The 20227-nt window shown below is 65.1% G+C and carries 18 protein-coding genes and 2 tRNA genes; 10 read left to right on the forward strand and 10 right to left on the reverse strand.

Annotated elements, in window-relative coordinates:
• Positions 1–89 precede the first annotated feature (89 nt).
• From pip to rpmH, 10 genes are all read right to left on the reverse strand, one after another.
• Positions 90–1037 carry a prolyl aminopeptidase gene (gene pip, locus G6N59_RS16760; protein ID WP_138232373.1) on the reverse strand — a complete coding sequence of 316 codons (948 nt, stop codon included), beginning with the start codon at positions 1035–1037 and terminating at the stop codon, positions 90–92.
• 89 nt (positions 1038–1126) lie between these two features.
• Positions 1127–1879: an acetyltransferase gene (locus tag G6N59_RS16765; protein ID WP_138232314.1), complete on the reverse strand. Its 753-nt coding sequence runs from the start codon at positions 1877–1879 to the stop codon at positions 1127–1129.
• A 230-nt stretch (positions 1880–2109) separates the two neighbouring features.
• Complete coding sequence (locus G6N59_RS16770) at positions 2110–3126, reverse strand: ParB/RepB/Spo0J family partition protein (protein WP_138232315.1); 1017 nt, start codon at positions 3124–3126, stop codon at positions 2110–2112.
• Positions 3127–3128: 2 nt separating this feature from the next.
• A complete protein-coding gene (locus G6N59_RS16775) occupies positions 3129–3998 on the reverse strand; it encodes a ParA family protein (protein ID WP_234884400.1) in 870 nt (289 codons plus the stop codon).
• Positions 3999–4153: 155 nt separating this feature from the next.
• Complete coding sequence (gene rsmG / locus G6N59_RS16780; protein ID WP_138232316.1) at positions 4154–4837, reverse strand: 16S rRNA (guanine(527)-N(7))-methyltransferase RsmG; 684 nt, start codon at positions 4835–4837, stop codon at positions 4154–4156.
• A 66-nt stretch (positions 4838–4903) separates the two neighbouring features.
• Entirely contained in the window at positions 4904–5458 is a 555-nt protein-coding gene (locus G6N59_RS16785; RefSeq protein WP_138232317.1) for a Jag family protein, read from the reverse strand.
• Between the two features lie 58 nt (positions 5459–5516).
• Positions 5517–6530 (reverse strand): membrane protein insertase YidC, encoded by a 1014-nt coding sequence (yidC, locus tag G6N59_RS16790; protein WP_138232375.1) that lies wholly within the window; start codon positions 6528–6530, stop codon positions 5517–5519.
• A 43-nt stretch (positions 6531–6573) separates the two neighbouring features.
• The gene (gene yidD, locus G6N59_RS16795; RefSeq protein ID WP_138232318.1) at positions 6574–6849 is read right to left on the reverse strand and encodes a membrane protein insertion efficiency factor YidD; all 276 of its coding nucleotides are present in this window, start codon (positions 6847–6849) and stop codon (positions 6574–6576) included.
• On the reverse strand, positions 6846–7220 hold the full coding sequence (gene rnpA, locus G6N59_RS16800; protein WP_138232319.1) for a ribonuclease P protein component: 375 nt from the start codon (positions 7218–7220) through the stop codon (positions 6846–6848). Before rnpA ends, yidD begins: the two co-directional genes overlap by 4 nt.
• A gap of 22 nt (positions 7221–7242) precedes the next feature.
• Positions 7243–7386, reverse strand: coding sequence for a 50S ribosomal protein L34 (gene rpmH, locus G6N59_RS16805; protein WP_073695092.1), 144 nt, complete (start codon positions 7384–7386; stop codon positions 7243–7245).
• 610 nt (positions 7387–7996) lie between these two features.
• Between rpmH and dnaA the strand changes: the two genes are divergently transcribed.
• From dnaA to G6N59_RS16855, 10 genes are all read left to right on the forward strand, one after another.
• Positions 7997–9466: a chromosomal replication initiator protein DnaA gene (dnaA, locus tag G6N59_RS16810; RefSeq protein ID WP_138232320.1), complete on the forward strand. Its 1470-nt coding sequence runs from the start codon at positions 7997–7999 to the stop codon at positions 9464–9466.
• A 647-nt stretch (positions 9467–10113) separates the two neighbouring features.
• A complete protein-coding gene (gene dnaN, locus G6N59_RS16815) occupies positions 10114–11304 on the forward strand; it encodes a DNA polymerase III subunit beta (protein ID WP_138232321.1) in 1191 nt (396 codons plus the stop codon).
• A 28-nt stretch (positions 11305–11332) separates the two neighbouring features.
• Positions 11333–12226, forward strand: coding sequence for a phosphogluconate dehydrogenase (NAD(+)-dependent, decarboxylating) (gene gnd, locus G6N59_RS16820; RefSeq protein ID WP_138232322.1), 894 nt, complete (start codon positions 11333–11335; stop codon positions 12224–12226).
• Positions 12227–13390: a DNA replication/repair protein RecF gene (recF, locus tag G6N59_RS16825; protein ID WP_138232323.1), complete on the forward strand. Its 1164-nt coding sequence runs from the start codon at positions 12227–12229 to the stop codon at positions 13388–13390.
• A 56-nt stretch (positions 13391–13446) separates the two neighbouring features.
• The gene (locus G6N59_RS16830) at positions 13447–13995 is read left to right on the forward strand and encodes a DUF721 family protein (RefSeq protein ID WP_138232376.1); all 549 of its coding nucleotides are present in this window, start codon (positions 13447–13449) and stop codon (positions 13993–13995) included.
• 219 nt (positions 13996–14214) lie between these two features.
• The gene (gyrB, locus tag G6N59_RS16835) at positions 14215–16242 is read left to right on the forward strand and encodes a DNA topoisomerase (ATP-hydrolyzing) subunit B (RefSeq protein WP_138232324.1); all 2028 of its coding nucleotides are present in this window, start codon (positions 14215–14217) and stop codon (positions 16240–16242) included.
• 81 nt (positions 16243–16323) lie between these two features.
• The gene (gyrA, locus tag G6N59_RS16840; RefSeq protein WP_138232325.1) at positions 16324–18837 is read left to right on the forward strand and encodes a DNA gyrase subunit A; all 2514 of its coding nucleotides are present in this window, start codon (positions 16324–16326) and stop codon (positions 18835–18837) included.
• A gap of 42 nt (positions 18838–18879) precedes the next feature.
• The gene (locus G6N59_RS16845) at positions 18880–19758 is read left to right on the forward strand and encodes a DUF3566 domain-containing protein (protein WP_138232326.1); all 879 of its coding nucleotides are present in this window, start codon (positions 18880–18882) and stop codon (positions 19756–19758) included.
• Between the two features lie 90 nt (positions 19759–19848).
• Positions 19849–19922 (forward strand) — tRNA-Ile (locus tag G6N59_RS16850).
• A gap of 155 nt (positions 19923–20077) precedes the next feature.
• Positions 20078–20150: transfer RNA gene (locus tag G6N59_RS16855), tRNA-Ala, on the forward strand.
• The last annotated feature ends 77 nt before the right edge of the window (positions 20151–20227 follow it).

Consider the following 20227-nt stretch of genomic DNA (forward strand, 5'->3'; position numbering starts at 1 on the left):
CCCGCATGCCACACCTGCTGGAGAAGTTCGGCGCCGTCCACCGCACCTTCACCGAAGCCCACGATGTTTCACGTGGAACGGTCGCGCGGTCAGCCCTCCGGAGTGAACCGCGCGACGGCCGCCGTGATCGCAGCCACCATCGCGGGACTGCCCGTGTGACCTGAGTCCTCGATGATCTGGAGCTCGGCATCGGGCCATGCCTCCGCCAGTTCCCACGCTGTCCGGACGGGCGCGGACAGATCCAGCCGACCGTGGATCAGGATGCCCGGGATTCCCCGGAGCCGGTCGGCATCGCGCACTAGTTGCCCATCGTCCAGCCACGCCGCGCGGGCGAAGTAGTGCGTGCAGATCCGCACGAATGCCAGCCGCGCGGCGTCGATCTTCGCCGAGTATTGACCGGGCTTCCCCATCGACTCGTGGGCGATTGCGGCGTCCTCCCACGCACACCAGTCGTACGCGGCCCGCTCCCGCACCGCGGCATCGGGATGCTCCAACAGCTGCCGATAGGCCTCGACGAGATTGCCGTCTCGGTGCTCCGCGGGCACGCCGCTCCGGAACCGTTCCCACTCGACCGGGCGGAAGAGCCGCAGCCCGCGGTACAGCCAGTCGACCTCCTGCGGCCGCGTCATCGTCACCCCGATCAGCACGATGCCCAGCACCCGATTCGGGTACCGCTGTGCGTAGGCGAGGATCAACGTCGAGGCCCAGGAGCCGCCGTACAGCAGCCACTGCTCAATGCCGAGATGACCCCGCAACGCCTCCATATCGGCCAGCAGATGCTCCGTCGTGTTGCACGACATGTCGGTCGACGGATCGGCCGCGCTGGGCACGCTGTCCCCGCACCCGCGTTGATCGAACTGCACGACATGGAACAGCTCGGGGTTGAATTGCTTGTGTGCAGTGCGGGAGCGGCCGGCTCCGGGCCCGCCATGGACGATGAGCACGGGGCGTCCGGCAGGGTTTCCTCGCATCTCCCAGTACATCTTGTTGCCGTCACCGACATCGAGCAGCCCGGAAGCATCCGGATTCAACGGCATCTCCCCCACGGCCGCGAGCGTACGGGACGATCGCTGTTTCACGTGGAACCAACCGGCCGGAGGCCGCACCCAACGTGGCGCCTACGCGCTCAGCGCCGGGGCGTCCACAGCACCGGACTCTGGAGCGCCCCTACCGGCTGCTGCAGCTGCGCGCTGTCGAGCAGTCGCTCCAGGGCCGCCTCGACGTCCGCCTTCCAGCCGAGTCCCTGTTCCAGCTCCAGCCGGAGCCGAGGGAAGTACGGGTGCGGCGCGATGATCTCGAAGCCGTTGTCCTGGAGGAAGTCGGCCTCGATGACGCACTGCTCGACGCTGCACTCCCCGAACGCCTCGACCGTCGCCGCCAGCTCTGCCGGACAGGCGTGGAGCTCACCGAGGTGGGCCACCTCTGTGGTGCGGCCGAATGCCTCCAGTGCGCGCACACCACGTCGAACCAGATCAGCTACGACGGCCGCGATGAGATGGCGCGGCAGCGCCTCCCCTTCCTCATTGCAATCGACACCGATGGAGGTCAGCAGAACCGCGTCAGGACTGACCGGTCCGGTGGGAAAGCGTCCCGCCCGAGGTACCGCGCGCGGCGGTGCGTAGAACGCGTAGCCGAGACACGGCGCGTCGTCGTTGGGGTCCTCGGCGCGGTCGGGGTCGCAACCGACGGCCAGCTGTCCGCACGATCCCCACTCGAGCATGACCATCGACAGCCATGCTTCCTTCTCGAACTCGGGGTCGCTGAGATGGTCACTGTCACCAAGGGCGGACGGATCGACTTCCCAGAACACACAGCGCCGCGCATGCTTCGGCAGCCGCTCGAATGACTCGAGGCGCAGCGGCGTGATTCGTGATGTCACCAGACTCCCGTCGTCGGCCCGATCGGATCAGGCTGCCTCTTCAGGATAGGAGAACCCGGCGCCGTCGACCCAGTTTGTTCAATCGGGGCCGACGGGCGCCGAACGTTGAACTGTTCCACGTGAAACATCGTCGTCCCTTCCCCGTCCCGCGCGCCAAAAATGTCACCGTCACAGTGACGTAACTGGTCCTGGTGGCTGGTCAGGCTGTCGCAAACCCAAAAATCGGTCGCCTAGCTCTGTTCGGTCTTCATCAATTCGACGATGCGCTGAAGGTCGTCGACCGAGCCGAACTCGACGACGATCTTGCCTTTGCGCTTGCCGAGGCTCACGGTCACCTTCGTGTCAAAGGCAGTCGACAGTTGCTCGGCGACGTCCTGCAGCCCGGGCATCTGAATCGGCTTGCGCTTGGGTGCTGGTGCCGGCTTGTCGCCGTCCCGGTTGGCCAGAGTGACGGCCTCTTCCGTCGCGCGCACCGACAGTCCTTCTGCCACGATGCGGGCGGCGAGCTCTTCCTGCTTCTCCGCTCCCCCTTCGAGAGCGAGCAGCGCACGGGCGTGGCCGGCCGACAGCACGCCGGCGGCAACGCGACGCTGTACCGCGATAGGCAGTTTCAGCAGACGGATCATGTTGGTGATCACCGGTCGCGACCGCCCGATGCGCGTCGCGAGTTCCTCGTGGGTGACGTTGAACTCTTCCAGCAGCTGCTGGTAGGCCGACGCCTCTTCGAGCGGGTTCAGCTGCACCCGGTGGATGTTCTCGAGCAGGGCGTCGCGCAGCATGTTGTCGTCGGCGGTCTCACGCACGATCGCCGGGATGGCGGTCAGACCGGCCTCCTGCGAGGCGCGCCAGCGACGCTCACCCATGATCAGCTGGTAGCGGTGCGGCCCTGTCGGCTCGCTCAGCTCGCGTACCACGATGGGCTGCATGAGTCCGAACTCGCGGATCGAGTGCACCAGTTCGGCGAGCGCCTCATCGTCGAACACGTGGCGGGGCTGGCGCGGGTTCGGCTGAATGGCCGACGGCTCGATCTCGCGGTACACCGCGCCGATGGCTTCAGCTTCCGCCTTGGCTGCCGCCGCGGCCGCGGCGCCGTTGGTCAGCGTTGCGGGCGCCCCACCGATCACCACGTCGGCGGCGGCAGACCCCATCCGCAGCGAAGTGTCCTGCTGCTCGTCTTCGGGTGCACCGGTCGGGATGAGCGCCGCCAGCCCCCGACCGAGTCCGCTGCGCTTACGTGGCTGCGACATCGTTATTTCCTCACTCCGTGCTCGCCACGCTGGGCGAGTTCACGACTGGCGTCCAAATAGCTCATTGCTCCACGTGATCCCGGGTCGTAATCCAGGATCGTCATGCCGTACCCCGGTGCCTCGGAAACCTTGACGCTACGTGGGATGACGGTCCGCAAAACCTTATCGCCAAAGTGGTCGCGAACATCCATCGCCACCTGGTCGGCGAGCTTGGTCCGTCCGTCGTACATGGTGAGGACGACGGTCGTCACGTCCAGCTGGGGATTGAGGTGCGCCTTGACCATCTCGATGTTGCGCAGCAGCTGGCCCACACCCTCCAGGGCGTAGTACTCGCACTGGATCGGGATGAGCACTTCGGGAGCCGCCACGAGCGCGTTGATGGTCAGCAGACCGAGCGAGGGCGGGCAGTCGATGAAGACATAGTCGAAGTTGTGGTCCTTCAGTGTGGCAAGCGCGTTCCGCAACCGGGTTTCACGTGCCACCATGCTGACCAACTCGATCTCGGCGCCGGCCAGGTCGATGGTCGCCGGGACGCAGTACAGACGGTCGTTGTGCGGGCTGCGCTGCAGCGCACTCTCGAGCGTGATCTCCCCGATCAACACCTCGTACGACGACGCGGTACCCGGCCGGTGCTCGATACCCAGCGCGGTGCTGGCGTTGCCCTGGGGGTCGAGGTCGATGACCAGAACGTTGAGCCCCTGCAGTGCCAACGCCGCGGCCATGTTGACCGCGGTGGTGGTCTTACCGACGCCGCCCTTCTGATTGGCGATGGTGAAGACTCGCTGGTGCTCCGGGCGCGGCAGTTGCTGTCCCTTCGCTCCGTGAATGATCTGGACCGCGCGTTCGGCTTCCGCCCCGATCGGCGTATCCATCGTCACGCTTGTGGTCCACGTTTCACGTGAAACATCTGCTTTCCCGTCGCTGCGGTCGCTCCTGGCATCGCTGACTGCCTTTCCTGATGTAGCAGCCGGGTCGGCCACTTCCGAAACCTCGGCGTCGGACATGTTGCTCTCCCCGGCCGACGATGTCATCGCCGGTTCTTGACCGGTCGGCCGGTCCCCGCGCGCTTGGCTCCGCGCGTCGCCACGACCACGGTTGCGGGCGGAGTCAAATAGTTCACGCCACATTTCACCACCCTTACGTCCACAGCACCGAGTGAGTTGAGTGCCCGTCGGTGTTCGACGATCTCGTCGGCCGCCCGCTCCCCCTTGAGGGCCAGCATGCGGCCGTCGATCTTCAGGAACGGCAGGCTCCACTTGGCCAGCTTGTCGAGGGTCGCGACCGCACGGGAGGTGACGACGTCCAACTCCCCCGCCTCGGCTCGGACGGTCCGCTCCTCGGCTCGGCCGCGAATCACCGTCACGTCGATACCGAGATCGGCGACGACTTCGCGGAGGAAATCCGCGCGGCGTAGCAGCGGCTCGATCAGGACCACGTGAACGTCGGGCCGAGCAAGCGCCAGCGGAATGCCCGGGAGGCCCGCTCCACTGCCGATATCGCCGATTCGCTCACCGCTGGAGACCAACTCACCTATCGCGGCGCAATTCATCACGTGACGGTCCCACAACCGGCCGACTTCCGACGGTCCGATCAGTCCGCGTTCGATTCCGTCGCCGGCCAGGATTTGCGCGTAGCGCTGTGCCAGTTCGGCACGGTCACCAAAAACGTCGACGGCGGCGGCCGGTGGGGACGGAGCTTCACCATGTTTCACGTGAAACAGCCTCCGCTTTCCCCGCCAGCTCGCCGCCGACGAACAACATCGATGTAATTAAGGTGCTCAATCGAGCAGAACAACCACCCGGCGAGACGGCTCCACGCCCTCGCTCTCGCTGTGGACGCCGTCCACAGCGGCCACGGCGTCGTGCACGATCTTGCGCTCGAACGGGGTCATCGGCGACAGCTCTTCACGCTCGCCCGATGCCAGCACCCGCTCGGCCACCTTCTTGCCCAGCGCCGCCAGTTCTTCACGACGCTGCCTGCGCCACCGGGCGATATCCAGCATCAGCCGGCTGCGCTCGCCGGTCTTCTGGTGTACGGCCAACCGGGTCAGCTCCTGGAGCGCGTCCAGCACCTCCCCCTTGCGACCCACCAGCTTGGTCAGATCGTTGCCTCCGTCGATACTGACGACCGCGCGGTCGCCCTCGACATCCAGATCGATGTCACCATCGAAGTCCAGCAGATCGAGGAGTTCTTCGAGGTAGTCCCCGGCGATCTCGCCTTCGGCAACCAGACGCTCTTCCAGATCGTCGCCCTTGCTTGCCGGAGCGGCCGCAGCCGTCGTCGGGGCTTCTGGAGTTTCTGTGGCCTCCGCCTGCGTTTCAGTGTCTGTCATATCCCTGCCTTCTCCCTCTTGCACCGGCCGTCGCTCAGGGTCTTTACCCTCTGACCGGTCAACGCTTCTTCTTGTTGGGCTTGGCGCCCGGGGCCGGCTTCGGCCCTGCCGGACCGGAATCCGTCGTACCCTCCAGCTCGGTACCGGTCTGCTCGACGTCGGTGTCGGTCGTCGCCGCCGCGGCCGGCGGATTGCCCTTCTTGGACCTGTTCGGCTTCACACCGGGCGCCGGGGCATTCGCGGAACGGCGTGCGATCGCCTGTTCTTTCTCTTCAGCCTCGCGCTGCTCGATGCGATTGAACACCACATGCTGCTGGCCGTAGGTCCAGATGTTGTTGGCAACCCAGTACATGAGGATGGCGATGGGCAGGAACGGTCCTGACACCACGACGCCCAACGGGAACACGTACAGCGCCAGCTTGTTCATCAGCTGGGTCTGCGGGTTCTGCTGGGCTTCGATGCTCTGCCGGGCCACCGAGGCGCGGCTGTTCATGTGGGTGGCAATGCCGGAGATGATCATCAGCGGGATACCGACCAGGATCACTGACGTGCGGTCGAAGTGGGCGAACGCCTTGAGGCTCTCGCCGGCCTGAATCATGGTGGCGCCCAGCGGCGCGCCGAACAGATCGGTGTTCAGGAAGTGACTGACATCGGTGGCGCTGAAGAAGTAGTTGCCTGTCGTCCGGTTCTGCTCGAGGGACAGCGCCTGCGCACCGATACCCATCCCGGCGCCCTCAGTCCGGTTGAATGACCGCAGAACGTGGAACAGGCCCAGGAACACCGGGATCTGGGCCAGCATCGGCAGGCAGCCGAGGAGCGGGTTGAAACCGTGCTCGCTCTGCAGCTTCTGCATCTCGAGGGCCAGCCGCTGGCGGTCCTTGCCGTACTTCTTCTGCAGTTCCTTGATCTGGGGCTGCAGTTCCTGCATCTGCCGGGTGGTCTCGATCTGGCGGACGAACGGCTTGTACAGGAGGGCGCGGAGGGTGAACACCAGGAACATCACCGACAGGCCCCAGGTGAAGAAGTTCTCCGCACCGAGGATGGCGCCGAAGAGCTTGTACCAGAGCCACATGATCCCCGATACCGGGTAATAGATGTAGTCCAGGCTGAACCAGTTAAAAGACAAGCGAATCGCTCCTTGACTGCGCGGCGGTTGCCGCGGACCGTCTTTCGGGAATGGGGTCCCATCCCCCGTGATGCCACGGGCCACACTTGGCCAGCCGGACCGTCGTCAACCAACAACCGCGGAAGAGTCCGTGCTCGGTCAATGCCTCGACGGCGTACTGACTACAGGTGGGGCTGAACCGGCAGCTGGGCAGACGCATCGGGGACACCATGTTGCGGTACAGCTCGATGAGAAAGATCAGCCCGCGGGCCAGCCGCGCGGTCATGGCCGGGATCCGGATTTCGCGTGGGCACGCTGCACCGCCACCCGCAGCTCGTCCTGCAGCGTCGAGGTGGCGGCGTCGCGACTACCGGGCAGAGCCCTGATCACCAACAGCTCGCCGCACCGTAACTCGGGCAGCACGTCGCGACTGGCGTGCCGGAGCTGCCTGGACACGCGATGTCGCTGGACCGCATTGCCCACCGATTTGCCTACCACGAGACCGACTTTCGGCGCGTCCTCGGCATTCGAGTCGGCGCCACAAGCGCCGGGGGCCAATGAATGCACCACGATGTCCCGCTGTGCCGCACGGACACCGCGGTTCACGGTGACTCGAAAGTCTGTCGAGCGCGTCATCCGGTTACGAGCCGGAAGCACGGTGCTTCGATCCTGCGTCAGGTCACGCAGTGAGAGAGCGACGGCCCTTGCCGCGACGGGCCGACACGATGGCGCGGCCGGCGCGGGTCCGCATCCGCAGACGGAAGCCGTGCACACGAGCCCGACGGCGGTTGTTCGGCTGGAAAGTCCGCTTGCCCTTGGCCACGGCTGTATCTCCTCAACTATGTGACGCCCGCACTCGCCACCGACATGAACGAGTCATGCCGGTGGGCACGGTCGTCGCTGGTAAGCGCACGCATCTTGCTTGCTAGCCGGCGCGGTACCGATAGAAGTTCGTGGCAGAACTCTCGCGGTCGCAGCCGTATCACCACGTGTGGGCGACTGTTCGAGGGTACTGATCTGAATTCCCCGGGTCAAACCTCGACGTCCCACGTCAGGAAGTGTTACAGCTTTGTAGCGGGATGCCCAGTGGATCACAGCCTAGTTCGTCACAGTTGTCCCACTCGCCACGTGGCAAGCCGACACGCCCAAGAACCTCGAGGCAATGTTGCCGAACGGTTGGCAGACGAACAGAAAACTTGTTAGCTTCTGCCAATGCCGTTGCACGACGGCGCAAGACAACAAGCCAGAGAGGTCCCGACGCTACGAGCCCACAGACGTTCCTGTGACGAGACTCAGCGCGGGGCTTCCTGCACGCAAAACACGAGCACGACGGCACTCTTCTACTTTGTCCACAGTCTGTGGATAACTATGTGGACAGATTGTCGTCGTTTTATTGAGCCGCCGGTCAGACGGTTCCGAGGGGGTAGTGTTCGTTGACCGCTAACCCCAGTGCATCGTTCGCCGAGATCTGGAAGAGCGTGGTTGCCGAACTCAACGGCGACCTCGGCGGCACCACGACGCTGACCGCCCAGCAACGAGCCTGGTTGCGTATGGTTCAGCCACTCGTGCTCACCGAAGGTTTCGCGTTGCTGTCGGTTCCGACCCAGTTCGTCCAGAACGAGATCGAACGGCACCTGCGCGAACCGATCATCGCCGCGTTGAGCCGACACCTCGGCCAGCGCGTTGATCTCGGCGTTCGCATCGCGGTCCCGGATAACGAGGACCGGCCGGCGCCGTCGGAGCCGGTTGAGCCGCCCGAGCCCGAGCCGCTCACCGCCGCCGATGACCTGGACGACGACACCGAAGAGCTGTCGAGCGCGGAAGAGACCTGGCCCCGGTACTTCAACCGGCCGCCCGCCGACGAATCGGCCGATCTGAGCCTCAACCGGCGCTACACCTTCGACACCTTTGTCATCGGGGCATCCAACCGGTTCGCGCACGCCGCGACGTTGGCCATCGCCGAAGCACCGGCCCGCGCTTACAACCCGCTGTTCATCTGGGGTGAATCCGGTCTCGGCAAGACGCACCTGCTGCACGCAGCCGGTAATTACGCCCAGAAGCTCTTCCCCGGCATGCGGGTCAAGTACGTCTCGACCGAGCAGTTCACCAACGACTTCATCAACTCGTTGCGTGACGACCGGACCGCGTCGTTCAAACGCAGCTTCCGTGACATCGACGTGCTGCTGGTCGACGACATCCAGTTCATCGAAGGCAAGGAAAGCACTCAGGAAGAGTTCTTCCACACCTTCAATACGCTGCACAACGCGAACAAGCAGATCGTCATCTCGTCGGACCGGCCGCCGAAACAGCTTGCGACGCTGGAAGACCGGCTACGGACCCGGTTCGAATGGGGTCTGATCACCGACGTCCAGCCGCCCGAGCTGGAGACGCGCATCGCCATCCTGCGCAAGAAGGCCCAGATGGATCGCCTGGACGTGCCGGACGATGTGCTGGAACTCATCGCCAGCCGCATCGATCGCAACATCCGTGAGCTCGAGGGTGCGTTGATCCGTGTGACGGCGTTCGCGTCGCTCAACAAGACGATGATCGACAAGTCGCTGGCCGAGATCGTGCTGCGAGATCTCATCGCCGACGCCGGCACCACCCAGATCAGTATTGCCACGATCATGGCCGCCACCGCCGAGTACTTCGAGACCACCGTGGAGGAGCTCCGCGGCCCCGGGAAGACCCGCGCCGTGGCCCTCTCCCGGCAGATCGCCATGTATCTGTGCCGGGAGCTCACCGACCTGTCATTGCCGCGCATCGGCCAGGCCTTCGGGCGCGACCACACCACGGTGATGTACGCCGAGCGCAAGATCAAGAAGGAAATGGCTTCGCGGCGTGAGGTTTTCGATCACGTCAAGGAGCTCACCACCCGGATCCGGCAGCGGTCCAAGCACTGAATCTGGCTTTTTCGACACCGGCCTCCAGGCGATCATGCCTGCGGGGCCGGTGTGGTTTTGGGCACCCGATCCCGGGGTAATCGACTCTTACCAACGGTCCGGATCCACCCGATTTCTGGCTCGGCGGTGTGATTTGTCCGAAAAAACTTTGGCCCCACAAGCACCTTGAGTCACACGTTTCGGCTGTGCACAGCGCTGTGTACTACATGGGATAAACCCTGCGATTCTGCTCAGAACAATCCACACGGCCGGATCGCTCCACAAATACACGGATTGGATTAACGGCGCGTGCACAGTCTGCGCACAGCCCGCAGTCCCGTTTGTGGGGTCCCGACCAGCAACTCCGTGGATCCATCCACAGCGTGCACAGCCCCTATTACTAATACTTTTAGATCTCTCTAGATCTTCTTCTAAAAGCAGTCCGTTGGGGAAACTCCCGGTGGACAACCGGATCCCGACGGGTTTCCGGGGGTCGTCACACGCTGTCCGGGCTGATCGTTTAGCTTTCAACTTCACGCAGAACGCTCTACGGTGTTCTTCGATAGCCGGAACCAACGCCGATGCATACGCATGTGCCCAGCGCCCATGCGACCTGCGTCCACTGGATCCGGCAGACAAGCGTGGTGGGGTTACAGCGAAGGGACGCTATGGACGTGGCGACGACAGCGGGTCTGACCGATTTGAAGTTCCGTCTCGTTCGGGAAGACTTCGCCGACGCCGTGGCCTGGGTGGCCCGGATCCTGCCGTCCCGGCCCCTGAACCCGGTTCTGGCGGGTGTGCTGCTGACCGGCTCCGACGACGGTCTGACCATCTCCGGCTACGACTACGAGGTATCCGCCGAGGTGCGTGTCGCGGCTGAAATCGCTTCTCCCGGAAGTGTTTTGGTGTCGGGCAAGCTGCTCTCGGACATCACCCGTGCGCTGCCGGCCAAGCCCGTGGAACTCAGCGTCGAAGGCACCCGCGTGGCGTTGAGCTGCGGTAGTGCCCGGTTCTCGCTGCCGACCATGGCAGTCGAGGACTACCCCGCGCTGCCGGCGCTGCCGGACGAGACGGGCATCGTGCCCGCCAACGTGTTCGCCGAGGCCATCGGTCAGGTGGCTGTCGCCGCCGGTCGCGATGACACCCTCCCCATGCTCACGGGTGTCCGCGTCGAGATCTCTGGCGAGAAGGTCGTGCTGGCCGCCACCGACCGCTTCCGCCTCGCGGTTCGTGAACTGACCTGGAATTCGGCGGTGCCGGATCTCGAAGCCGCGGTGCTGGTTCCGGCCAAGACATTGGCCGAGTCGGCCAAGTCCGGCGCTGACGGCACCGAGGTGCACTTGTCGCTGGGCGCCGGCCAGGCTGTCGGCAAGGACGGCATGCTGGGTATCCGCAGCAACGGCAAGCGCACCACCACGCGCCTGCTCGACGCGGAATTCCCGAAGTTCCGTCAGCTGCTGCCGGCCGAGCACACCGCGGTGGCCACCATCGGTGTCGCCGAGCTGGCTGAAGCCATCAAACGCGTCGCACTGGTCGCCGATCGCGGTGCCCAGGTCCGTATGGAGTTCGCCGACGACGTCCTGCGGCTCTCGGCGGGCGCCGACGACGTCGGCCGCGCCGAGGAAGACCTGGCGGTCGAGTTCTATGGCGAACCCTTGACCATCGCGTTCAACCCGACCTACCTCACCGACGGTCTGGGCTCGTTGCATGCAGATCGCGTTACGTTCGGATTTACGACACCCAGCAAGCCTGCGGTGTTGCGTCCCGCCGGGGAGAATCAGTACTCGGGATCCGGTCCGTTCCCGGCCGGGGATACCGATTACGTGTATTTGTTGATGCCGGTGCGCCTCCCGGGCTGACCGGAACTGAACAGCGGAGGACGCACACATGCAGCTGGGGTTGATCGGCCTCGGAAAAATGGGCTTCAACATGCGCGAGCGTCTGCGCGGTGGTGGCCATGAAGTCATCGGGTACGACCCGCGACCGGAAGTCAGCGACGTGCCGTCGCTCGCGGCCCTCGCGGAGCAGCTCGAAGCGCCGCGCGTGGTGTGGGTCATGGTCCCCTCGGGTGAGATCACCCACGAGACCATCGAGGATCTCGCCGGGGTCCTCAGCTCGGGTGACCTGGTGATCGACGGCGGCAACTCACGCTTCACCGAAGACGGTGTGCACGCAAAGCTGTTGGCGGACAAGGGAATCGGCTTCATCGACGCCGGTGTTTCCGGCGGTGTGTGGGGTCTGACCGAAGGCTACGGCCTGATGGTCGGCGGCAGCGACGAGGACGTCGCGCGTGTCATGCCGATCTTCGAGACGCTGCGGCCCGAGGGAGATCTCGCCGACGGCTTCGTCCACGCCGGTCCCGTCGGTGCCGGACACTTTGCCAAGATGGTGCACAACGGCGTCGAGTACGCGTTGATGACCGCCTATGGTGAGGGTTACGAAATGCTCGCCGCCGAGCCGCTGATCAAAGACCCGCAGGCGGTTTACCAAGCCTGGACCAACGGCACGGTCGTCCGGTCCTGGCTGCAGCAGCTGCTGGCCAAGGCACTCAAGGAAGACCCCAAGCTCGAAGACATCAGTGGTTACACCGAGGATTCCGGTGAGGGCCGCTGGACTGTCGAGGAAGCGATCCGGTTGCGGGTGCCGGTGCCGGGTATCGCGGCGTCGCTGTTCGCGCGGTTCCTGTCCCGGCAGGACGACTCGCCGACCATGAAAGCTGTTGCGGCACTGCGTAACCAGTTCGGTGGTCACGCCGTACAGAGGGTCAGTAAGTCCGGCTAGGTGTTTGTTCGACAGCTCACCCTGACCGATTTCCGATCATGGCGCCGACTCGACCTGGAATTGGCGCCGGGCCGGACCGTCTTCGTGGGCCAGAACGGATTCGGCAAAACCAATATCGTTGAGGCCCTGTGGTATACCGCCACGTTGGGTTCTCACCGGGTGGCGTCGGACGCGCCCTTGATCCGGGCCGGCTGTGAGCGGGCCGTCGTCTCCACCATCGTCGTGAACGATGGCCGGGAACTTGCGGTGGACCTCGACATCACCGCCGGCCGCGCCAACAAGGCACGGCTGAACCGCTCCCCCGTTCGCTCCGCCCGGGAAATTCTGGGCGCCCTTCGGGCGGTGTTGTTCGCCCCCGAGGATTTGTCGTTGGTGCGCGGCGATCCGGGGGAACGCCGGCGCTACCTCGATGAACTGGCCAGCACTCGTCGGCCCCGGTTGGGCGGGGTCCGCGCGGACTACGAAAAAGTGGTGCGGCAGCGCACCGCGCTGCTGAAGTCCGCGGGCGCCGGCCGATTCCGCGGTGGCGATGCGGGTGCACTCGAAACCCTCGACGTCTGGGACGGTCATCTGGCCAGCCACGGCGCCGAGCTGATCGCCGCCCGCGTCAACCTGATCAACGAGTTACATCCGGAGATCACCAAGGCCTACCACCTGCTGGCACCTGCGTCGCGGCCGGCGTCGGTGCGCTACCGCAGTTCGGTGGAAGCCGTCGAAGAACAGGCCGGCACGGGCTCGGTCGACGTCGCGGCCTATCAGACCGCACTCCTCGACGACCTCGCCCGGCGCCGGTCGGCGGAACTCGAGCGCGGCGTCTGTCTGGTCGGGCCGCACCGCGACGACCTCGAACTACGGCTCGGCGACCAGATCGCGAAAGGTTTTGCCAGCCACGGGGAATCGTGGTCGATGGCGCTGGCCCTGCGGCTGGGCGCGTACGAACTGTTGCGGACCGACGGCTCGGACCCGGTGCTGCTGCTGGACGACGTGTTCGCAGAACTGGATTCGGCGCGCCGGCGAGCGCTCGCCGACGTGGCACAATCGGCGGAGCAGGTTTTGGTCACCGCCGCGGTGCCTGATGACATTCCCCAGGACTGGGATGGTGCCCGGATCAATGTGGTGATGCGCGACGACGACGGCGGGCGGATTTCGGTGGTGGACGCATGAGCGAGGCTGACCGAACGGATCAACCGGATGGGGCTGATGGTCCTGCCAAACCCGACATGCCGGAAAGTGCTTTTCCGCCACCACATCTCGCCCACCTGAAGGGTATGGATCTCGTCCGCCGGACGCTGGAGGAGGCGCGCGGCGCGGCTCGCAGTCAGGGAAAAGATGTCGGCCGGGGTCGCAACGCGCCCGTCTCACAGACCCGTCGCGGCGGTGGCCGGCGGACCTGGTCCGGACCCGGGCCCGATCGCCGGGACCCGCAATTGTTGGGCTCGGCGACCATGGATATGGCCCGCACCCGCGGCTGGCAGGGCCGGATGGCCGAGGGATCGGTGTTCGGCCAGTGGTCGACGGTGGTCGGCGACCAGATCGCCGAGCACGCCTCCCCCACCTCCCTGCGCGAGGGCGTGCTGACCGTGACGGCCGAGTCCACGGCCTGGGCGACGCAGCTACGGATGGTGCAGTCGCAGATTCTGGCGAAAATTGCGGCGTCGGTCGGCGACGGGGTCGTCACGTCGTTGAAGATTCTGGGTCCGTCGGGCCCGACGTGGCAGAAGGGTTCGCGCAACACGGGTGGCCGCGGACCCCGGGACACCTACGGCTGAGCGGTTTCGTGGGCGTCTCTCAGCGCGCCGATGAGTCCAAGATGATGCCCCTGGAGCGTCCGGACGCGACGTCACCCGAGAAATTCTCCGCACGGCGCTAACAGACGTGTCAAAACGCTGTCAGAAAGTCAGTGCCGTCCGTCCCTACCGGTAGACTGTCGACAGATCTGAGTGCGGTGTCCTCACCGCCCCCGCGAACCCCAAGGAGACGCGTCCGACGTGGCTGCCCAAAAGAAGGATGCGCCGGCTGAGTACGGTGCCGATTCGATCAAGGTCCTCGAAGGTCTGGAAGCGGTCCGTAAGCGTCCCGGTATGTACATCGGGTCCACCGGCGAGCGCGGTCTGCACCATTTGGTGTGGGAGGTTGTGGACAACGCCGTCGACGAGGCGATGGCCGGTTTTGCCACCAAGGTGGATGTCCGCATCCTCGAGGACGGCGGAGTCCAGGTCACCGACGACGGCCGCGGTATCCCGGTCGCGATGCACGCCACCGGTATCCCCACCATTGACGTCGTCATGACCGTGCTGCATGCCGGCGGCAAGTTCGAAGAAGGCGCCTACCAGGTGTCCGGTGGTCTGCACGGTGTCGGCGTTTCGGTGGTCAACGCCCTGTCGACGCGGCTCGAGGCGGACATCCACAAGGACGGCTTCGAATGGCACCAGACCTACGACAAGTCTGTCCCGGGCACCCTGCGTAGGGGTGAGCCGTCCAAGAAGACCGGTTCGACCATCCGGTTCTGGGCCGATCCCGACATCTTCGAGACCACGGTCTACGACTTCGAGACCATCGCCCGCCGCTTGCAGGAAATGGCCTTCCTGAACAAGGGCCTGACCATCGAGCTGACCGACGAGCGGGTCGCCGCTGCGGCCGTTGTCGACGAAGTGGTCAGCGATCACGCCGAGGCCCCCAAGACCGCCGAGGAAAAAGCAGCCGAAGCGGCCGCCCCGCAGAAGGTCAAGCACCGGGTTTACCACTACCCCGACGGTCTGGTCGATTTCGTCAAGCACATCAACCGGACCAAGAGCGCCATCCAGCAGAGCATCATCGATTTCGGTGGCAAGGCGGAAGGCCACGAGGTCGAGATCGCGATGCAGTGGAACGCCGGGTACTCGGAGTCGGTGCACACCTTCGCGAACACCATCAACACGCATGAGGGTGGTACCCACGAAGAGGGTTTCCGCGCCGCGCTGACGACGGTGGTGAACAAGTACGCGCGCGACAAGAAGCTGCTGAAGGAAAAGGAAGCCAACCTCACCGGTGACGACATCCGTGAGGGTCTCGCGGCAGTCGTGTCGGTGAAGGTTCGCCAGCCGCAGTTCGAGGGCCAGACCAAGACCAAGCTCGGCAATACCGAGGTCAAGTCGTTCGTACAGAAGATTTGTAACGAGCAGCTGACCCACTGGTTCGAGGCCAACCCCGCCGAAGCCAAAACCGTTGTCAACAAGGCTGTTTCGTCGGCGCAGGCGCGCGTGGCCGCGCGTAAGGCGCGTGAGCTGGTGCGCCGCAAGAGTGCGACCGATATCGGTGGGCTGCCCGGCAAGCTGGCGGACTGCCGCTCGACGGATCCGACGAAGTCGGAACTGTATGTGGTGGAGGGCGATTCGGCCGGTGGTTCGGCCAAGAGCGGTCGCGACTCGATGTTCCAGGCGATCCTGCCGCTGCGCGGCAAGATCATCAACGTCGAGAAGGCGCGCATCGACCGCGTGCTCAAGAACAATGAGGTCCAGGCCATCATCACGGCCCTGGGCACCGGTATCCACGACGAGTTCGATCTGTCGAAGCTGCGGTATCACAAGATCGTGTTGATGGCCGACGCCGACGTCGATGGCCAGCACATCTCGACGCTGCTGTTGACGCTGTTGTTCCGCTTCATGAAGCCACTGGTGGAGAACGGCCATATTTTCCTGGCCCAGCCGCCGCTGTACAAGCTGAAATGGCAACGCAGTGAACCCGAATTCGCGTACTCGGACCGTGAGCGTGACGGCCTGCTCGAGGCCGGCAAGGCCGCAGGCAAGCGGATCAACACCGACGACGGCATCCAGCGCTACAAAGGTCTGGGTGAGATGGACGCCAAGGAGCTATGGGAGACCACCATGGATCCGTCCGTCCGCGTGCTGCGTCAGGTCACCCTCGATGACGCCGCGGCGGCCGACGAACTGTTCTCGATCCTGATGGGTGAGGACGTCGAAGCCCGCCGCAGCTTCATTACCCGAAACGCGAAAGACGTCCGCTTCCTCGATGTTTAGTCGATGCAGCGCTGGTTTCCGGGGCGCACCGCACATCGAAAAACCAATGTTTAACGTGAAACAATCCGCAGAAGGAATTCGATGACCGACACCATGCCGCCCGAGGGCGACCGCATCGAACCGGTTGACATCCAGCAGGAGATGCAGCGCAGCTACATCGATTACGCCATGAGCGTCATCGTCGGCCGTGCTCTCCCCGAGGTCCGTGACGGCCTCAAGCCGGTCCACCGCCGCGTGCTCTACGCCATGTACGACTCGGGCTTCCGGCCGGATCGTTCGCACGCCAAGTCTGCGCGCTCGGTCGCCGAGACCATGGGTAACTACCACCCGCACGGTGACTCATCGATCTACGACACCCTGGTCCGGATGGCCCAGCCGTGGTCGCTGCGCTACCCGCTGGTCGACGGTCAGGGAAACTTCGGCTCGCCGGGTAACGACCCCGCCGCCGCCATGCGTTACACCGAGGCCCGGCTCACCCCGCTGGCCATGGAGATGCTGCGCGAAATCGACGAGGAGACAGTCGATTTCATCCCCAACTACGACGGCCGCGTGCAAGAGCCGACTGTCCTGCCCAGCCGGTTCCCGAACCTGCTGGCCAACGGCTCCGGCGGTATCGCCGTCGGTATGGCCACCAACATCCCGCCGCACAACCTCCGTGAACTCGCCGAGGCCGTGTACTGGTGCCTCGAGAACCACGAAGCGGACGAGGAGGCCACCCTCGAAGCCGTGATGGAGCGGGTCAAGGGCCCGGACTTCCCCACGCACGGCCTGATCGTCGGGACGCAGGGCATCTCGGACACCTACCGCACCGGCCGTGGCTCGGTCCGGATGCGCGGCGTCGTCGAGATCGAGGAAGACGCCAAGGGGCGCACCTCGCTCGTCATCACCGAGCTGCCCTACCAGGTCAACCACGACAACTTCATCACCTCGATCGCGGAGCAGGTGCGCGACGGCAGGATCGCCGGCATCTCGAACATCGAGGACCAATCCAGTGACCGCGTGGGTCTGCGCATCGTCATCGACCTCAAGCGCGACGCCGTCGCCAAGGTGGTGCTGAACAACCTCTACAAGCACACCCAGCTGCAGACCAGCTTTGGCGCCAACATGCTGTCGATCGTCGACGGCGTGCCGCGCACCCTGCGCCTGGACCAGATGATCCGGTACTACGTCGCCCACCAGCTCGACGTCATCATCCGGCGTACCCGCTACCGCCTGCGCAAGGCCAACGAGCGGGCGCACATCTTGCGCGGTTTGGTGAAAGCCCTTGACGCCCTCGATGAAGTCATCGCGCTGATCCGGGCGTCGGCCAACGCCGACGCCGCCCGGACCGGCTTGATGGAGCTGCTCGATGTCGACGAGATCCAGGCCCAGGCCATCCTCGACATGCAGCTGCGTCGCCTGGCCGCCCTGGAACGGCAGCGCATCGTCGACGATCTGGCCAAGATCGAAGCCGAGATCGCCGACCTCGAGGACATCCTGGCCAAGCCCGAGCGGCAGCGCGCGATCGTCCACGACGAACTCAAGGAACTCGCCGACAAGTACGGCGACGACCGTCGTACCCGGATCATCGCGGCCGATGGTGACGTCACCGACGAGGACCTCATCCAGCGCGAGGACGTCGTCGTCACCATCACCGAGACCGGCTACGCCAAGCGCACCAAAACCGACCTGTACCGCAGCCAGAAGCGCGGCGGCAAGGGTGTGCAGGGTGCCGGGCTGAAGCAGGACGACATCGTCAACCACTTCTTCGTGTGCTCCACACACGACTGGATCCTGTTCTTCACCACGCAGGGCCGGGTGTACCGGGCCAAGGCCTACGACCTGCCCGAGGCCTCGCGGACCGCGCGCGGCCAGCACGTGGCGAACCTGCTGGCCTTCCAGCCGGAGGAGCGCATCGCTCAGGTCATCCAGATCAAGAGCTACGAGGACGCGCCCTACCTGGTGCTCGCCACCCGCAACGGTCTGGTGAAGAAGTCGAAGCTGGCCGACTTCGACTCCAACCGCTCCGGCGGCATCGTCGCGATCAACCTGCGCGACGGCGACGAACTGGTCGGTGCGGTGCTGTGCTCCGCCGAAGAGGACCTGCTGCTGGTTTCCGCCAACGGCCAGTCCATCCGGTTCTCGGCGACCGACGAGGCACTGCGGCCCATGGGCCGCGCAACCTCCGGTGTGCAGGGCATGCGATTCAACGAGGACGACCGGTTGCTGTCGCTCAACGTCGTGGTTCCGGACACCTACCTGTTGGTCGCGACGGCCGGTGGTTACGCCAAGCGGACGGCCATCGACGAGTACACGGCGCAGGGCCGCGGCGGCAAGGGCATCCTCACGATCCAGTACGACCCGAAGCGTGGCAGTCTGGTCGGTGCGTTGATCGTCGATGACGACACCGAGTTGTACGCCATCACCTCCGGCGGTGGTGTCATCCGGACCGCGGCACGTCAGGTGCGCAAGGCCGGGCGACAGACCAAGGGTGTGCGGTTGATGAACCTGGGTGAGGGCGACACACTGATTGCCGTCGCGCGCAACGCTGAAGAGGCCGAGGGCGGCGACGACGACACCGAGATCGAAACCGCGACCGAGACCGACGAAACGTAGTGCTGGGGCTGCCCCAGCCACACTGATTGAAGGAGCCGCCAGGTGAGTTCCCCGAACGAGCCGGGATACACCCGTACCGGTGACGGACCCACGAGCAATAGTGGGCCGGCCACCGGATCGGGTGGCGGCGCCCATGCGGCCGACCACGGCGGTGAGGCACCGCCGTGGCAGCGGGCCCGCACCGGAGCACCGGTGGACGGCCCCGCGGCGGTCGGCCACAGCCTGGATGACCGGCTGAACCGGTTCGTCAGCGGGTCTGGCGGTTCGTCTTCGGAGGCGGAGACGACCATCACGCCGGCGATCACTCCGGATACCCCGCCCCCGGTACCGGCCGTGCCTGGAACGGGCAACGTGCCGCCGAAGCCGGTCCGCACGGCCGAGACCGTCCGGACGGAGACGCGGCCCGACGCCGCGTACGCGAGCGAGATCCCGGACCTGTCCCGTCAGCCGCAGCGCCGGGCGGGCGAACCGCGGGAGCCCCGTAGCACCGTCGCCACCGTCTCCCCGGCGCCGACTCGTTCGGCGGCGCCCCGCAGCCGCGCGGGTGCCCGTCAGGACGGCCCGGTGCGCGCCAGCATGCAGGTGCGCCGCGTCGACCCGTGGAGCGTGTTGAAGGTCTCGTTGGTGCTGTCGGTGGCGCTGTTCTTCGTCTGGATGATCGCGGTCGCGTTCCTCTACCTCGTCCTCGGTGGCATGGGTGTGTGGAGCAAGCTCAACAGCAACGTCGGCGATCTGCTCACCAGTGGTGGCGGCAGTGGCGGTGAATTGGTTTCTGCCAGTACGATTTTCGGTGGCGCGACCCTCATCGGCTTGGTGAACATCGTGCTGTTGACGGCGATGGCCACCGCGGCGGCGTTCATCTACAACCTGACGACCGATCTGGTCGGTGGCGTTGAGGTGACGCTCGCTGATCGCGACTAGTCGGCAGGCCTGCGGAAGCGACTGACGTCGCGTTTTGGGCGCAGAGGTACCCATACGGTAATCTCATCGCTCGGCCGCAAGGCCACTTTCGGGCCTATAGCTCAGGCGGTTAGAGCGCTTCGCTGATAACGAAGAGGTCGGAGGTTCGAGTCCTCCTAGGCCCACGGAAGTCGGTATCACCGACTCCCCCACCGGAAGGGTGCACCGTGAGATTGGTTCTGCTGGTGCTCGGTGCCATGGTCGCAGTCGCCGCCGGCTTCGTGTGGCGAACCAGGCATGGCGCAGAGGTCTGGCACTCAATTCAACCGGACACCATCGAGGGGCCTTAGCTCAGTTGGTAGAGCGCTGCCTTTGCAAGGCAGATGTCAGGAGTTCGAATCTCCTAGGCTCCACAAAATCCACAGCAGGTTGCAGAGCGGTTCCGAGAGCAGTCGTCGGGGCCGCTTTTCGTTGGTCTATGCGACAGTGC

The sequence above is a fragment of the Mycolicibacterium aubagnense genome (genome assembly GCF_010730955.1).
In the GTDB taxonomy this organism is placed as follows: Bacteria; Actinomycetota; Actinomycetes; order Mycobacteriales; family Mycobacteriaceae; genus Mycobacterium; species Mycobacterium aubagnense.

Coding starts and splice junctions, on each gene's coding strand:
- dnaN (WP_138232321.1), top strand. CDS start 10,114: ATGGACGTGGCGACGACAGCGGGTCTGACCGATTTGAAGTTCCGTCTC.
- yidC (WP_138232375.1), bottom strand. CDS start 6,530: ATGTGGCTCTGGTACAAGCTCTTCGGCGCCATCCTCGGTGCGGAGAAC.
- G6N59_RS16770 (WP_138232315.1), bottom strand. CDS start 3,126: ATGTCGCAGCCACGTAAGCGCAGCGGACTCGGTCGGGGGCTGGCGGCG.
- G6N59_RS16830 (WP_138232376.1), top strand. CDS start 13,447: ATGCCGGAAAGTGCTTTTCCGCCACCACATCTCGCCCACCTGAAGGGT.
- G6N59_RS16775 (WP_234884400.1), bottom strand. CDS start 3,998: ATGGATACGCCGATCGGGGCGGAAGCCGAACGCGCGGTCCAGATCATT.
- yidD (WP_138232318.1), bottom strand. CDS start 6,849: ATGACCGCGCGGCTGGCCCGCGGGCTGATCTTTCTCATCGAGCTGTAC.
- pip (WP_138232373.1), bottom strand. CDS start 1,037: ATGCCGTTGAATCCGGATGCTTCCGGGCTGCTCGATGTCGGTGACGGC.
- gyrA (WP_138232325.1), top strand. CDS start 16,324: ATGACCGACACCATGCCGCCCGAGGGCGACCGCATCGAACCGGTTGAC.
- gnd (WP_138232322.1), top strand. CDS start 11,333: ATGCAGCTGGGGTTGATCGGCCTCGGAAAAATGGGCTTCAACATGCGC.
- G6N59_RS16785 (WP_138232317.1), bottom strand. CDS start 5,458: ATGACAGACACTGAAACGCAGGCGGAGGCCACAGAAACTCCAGAAGCC.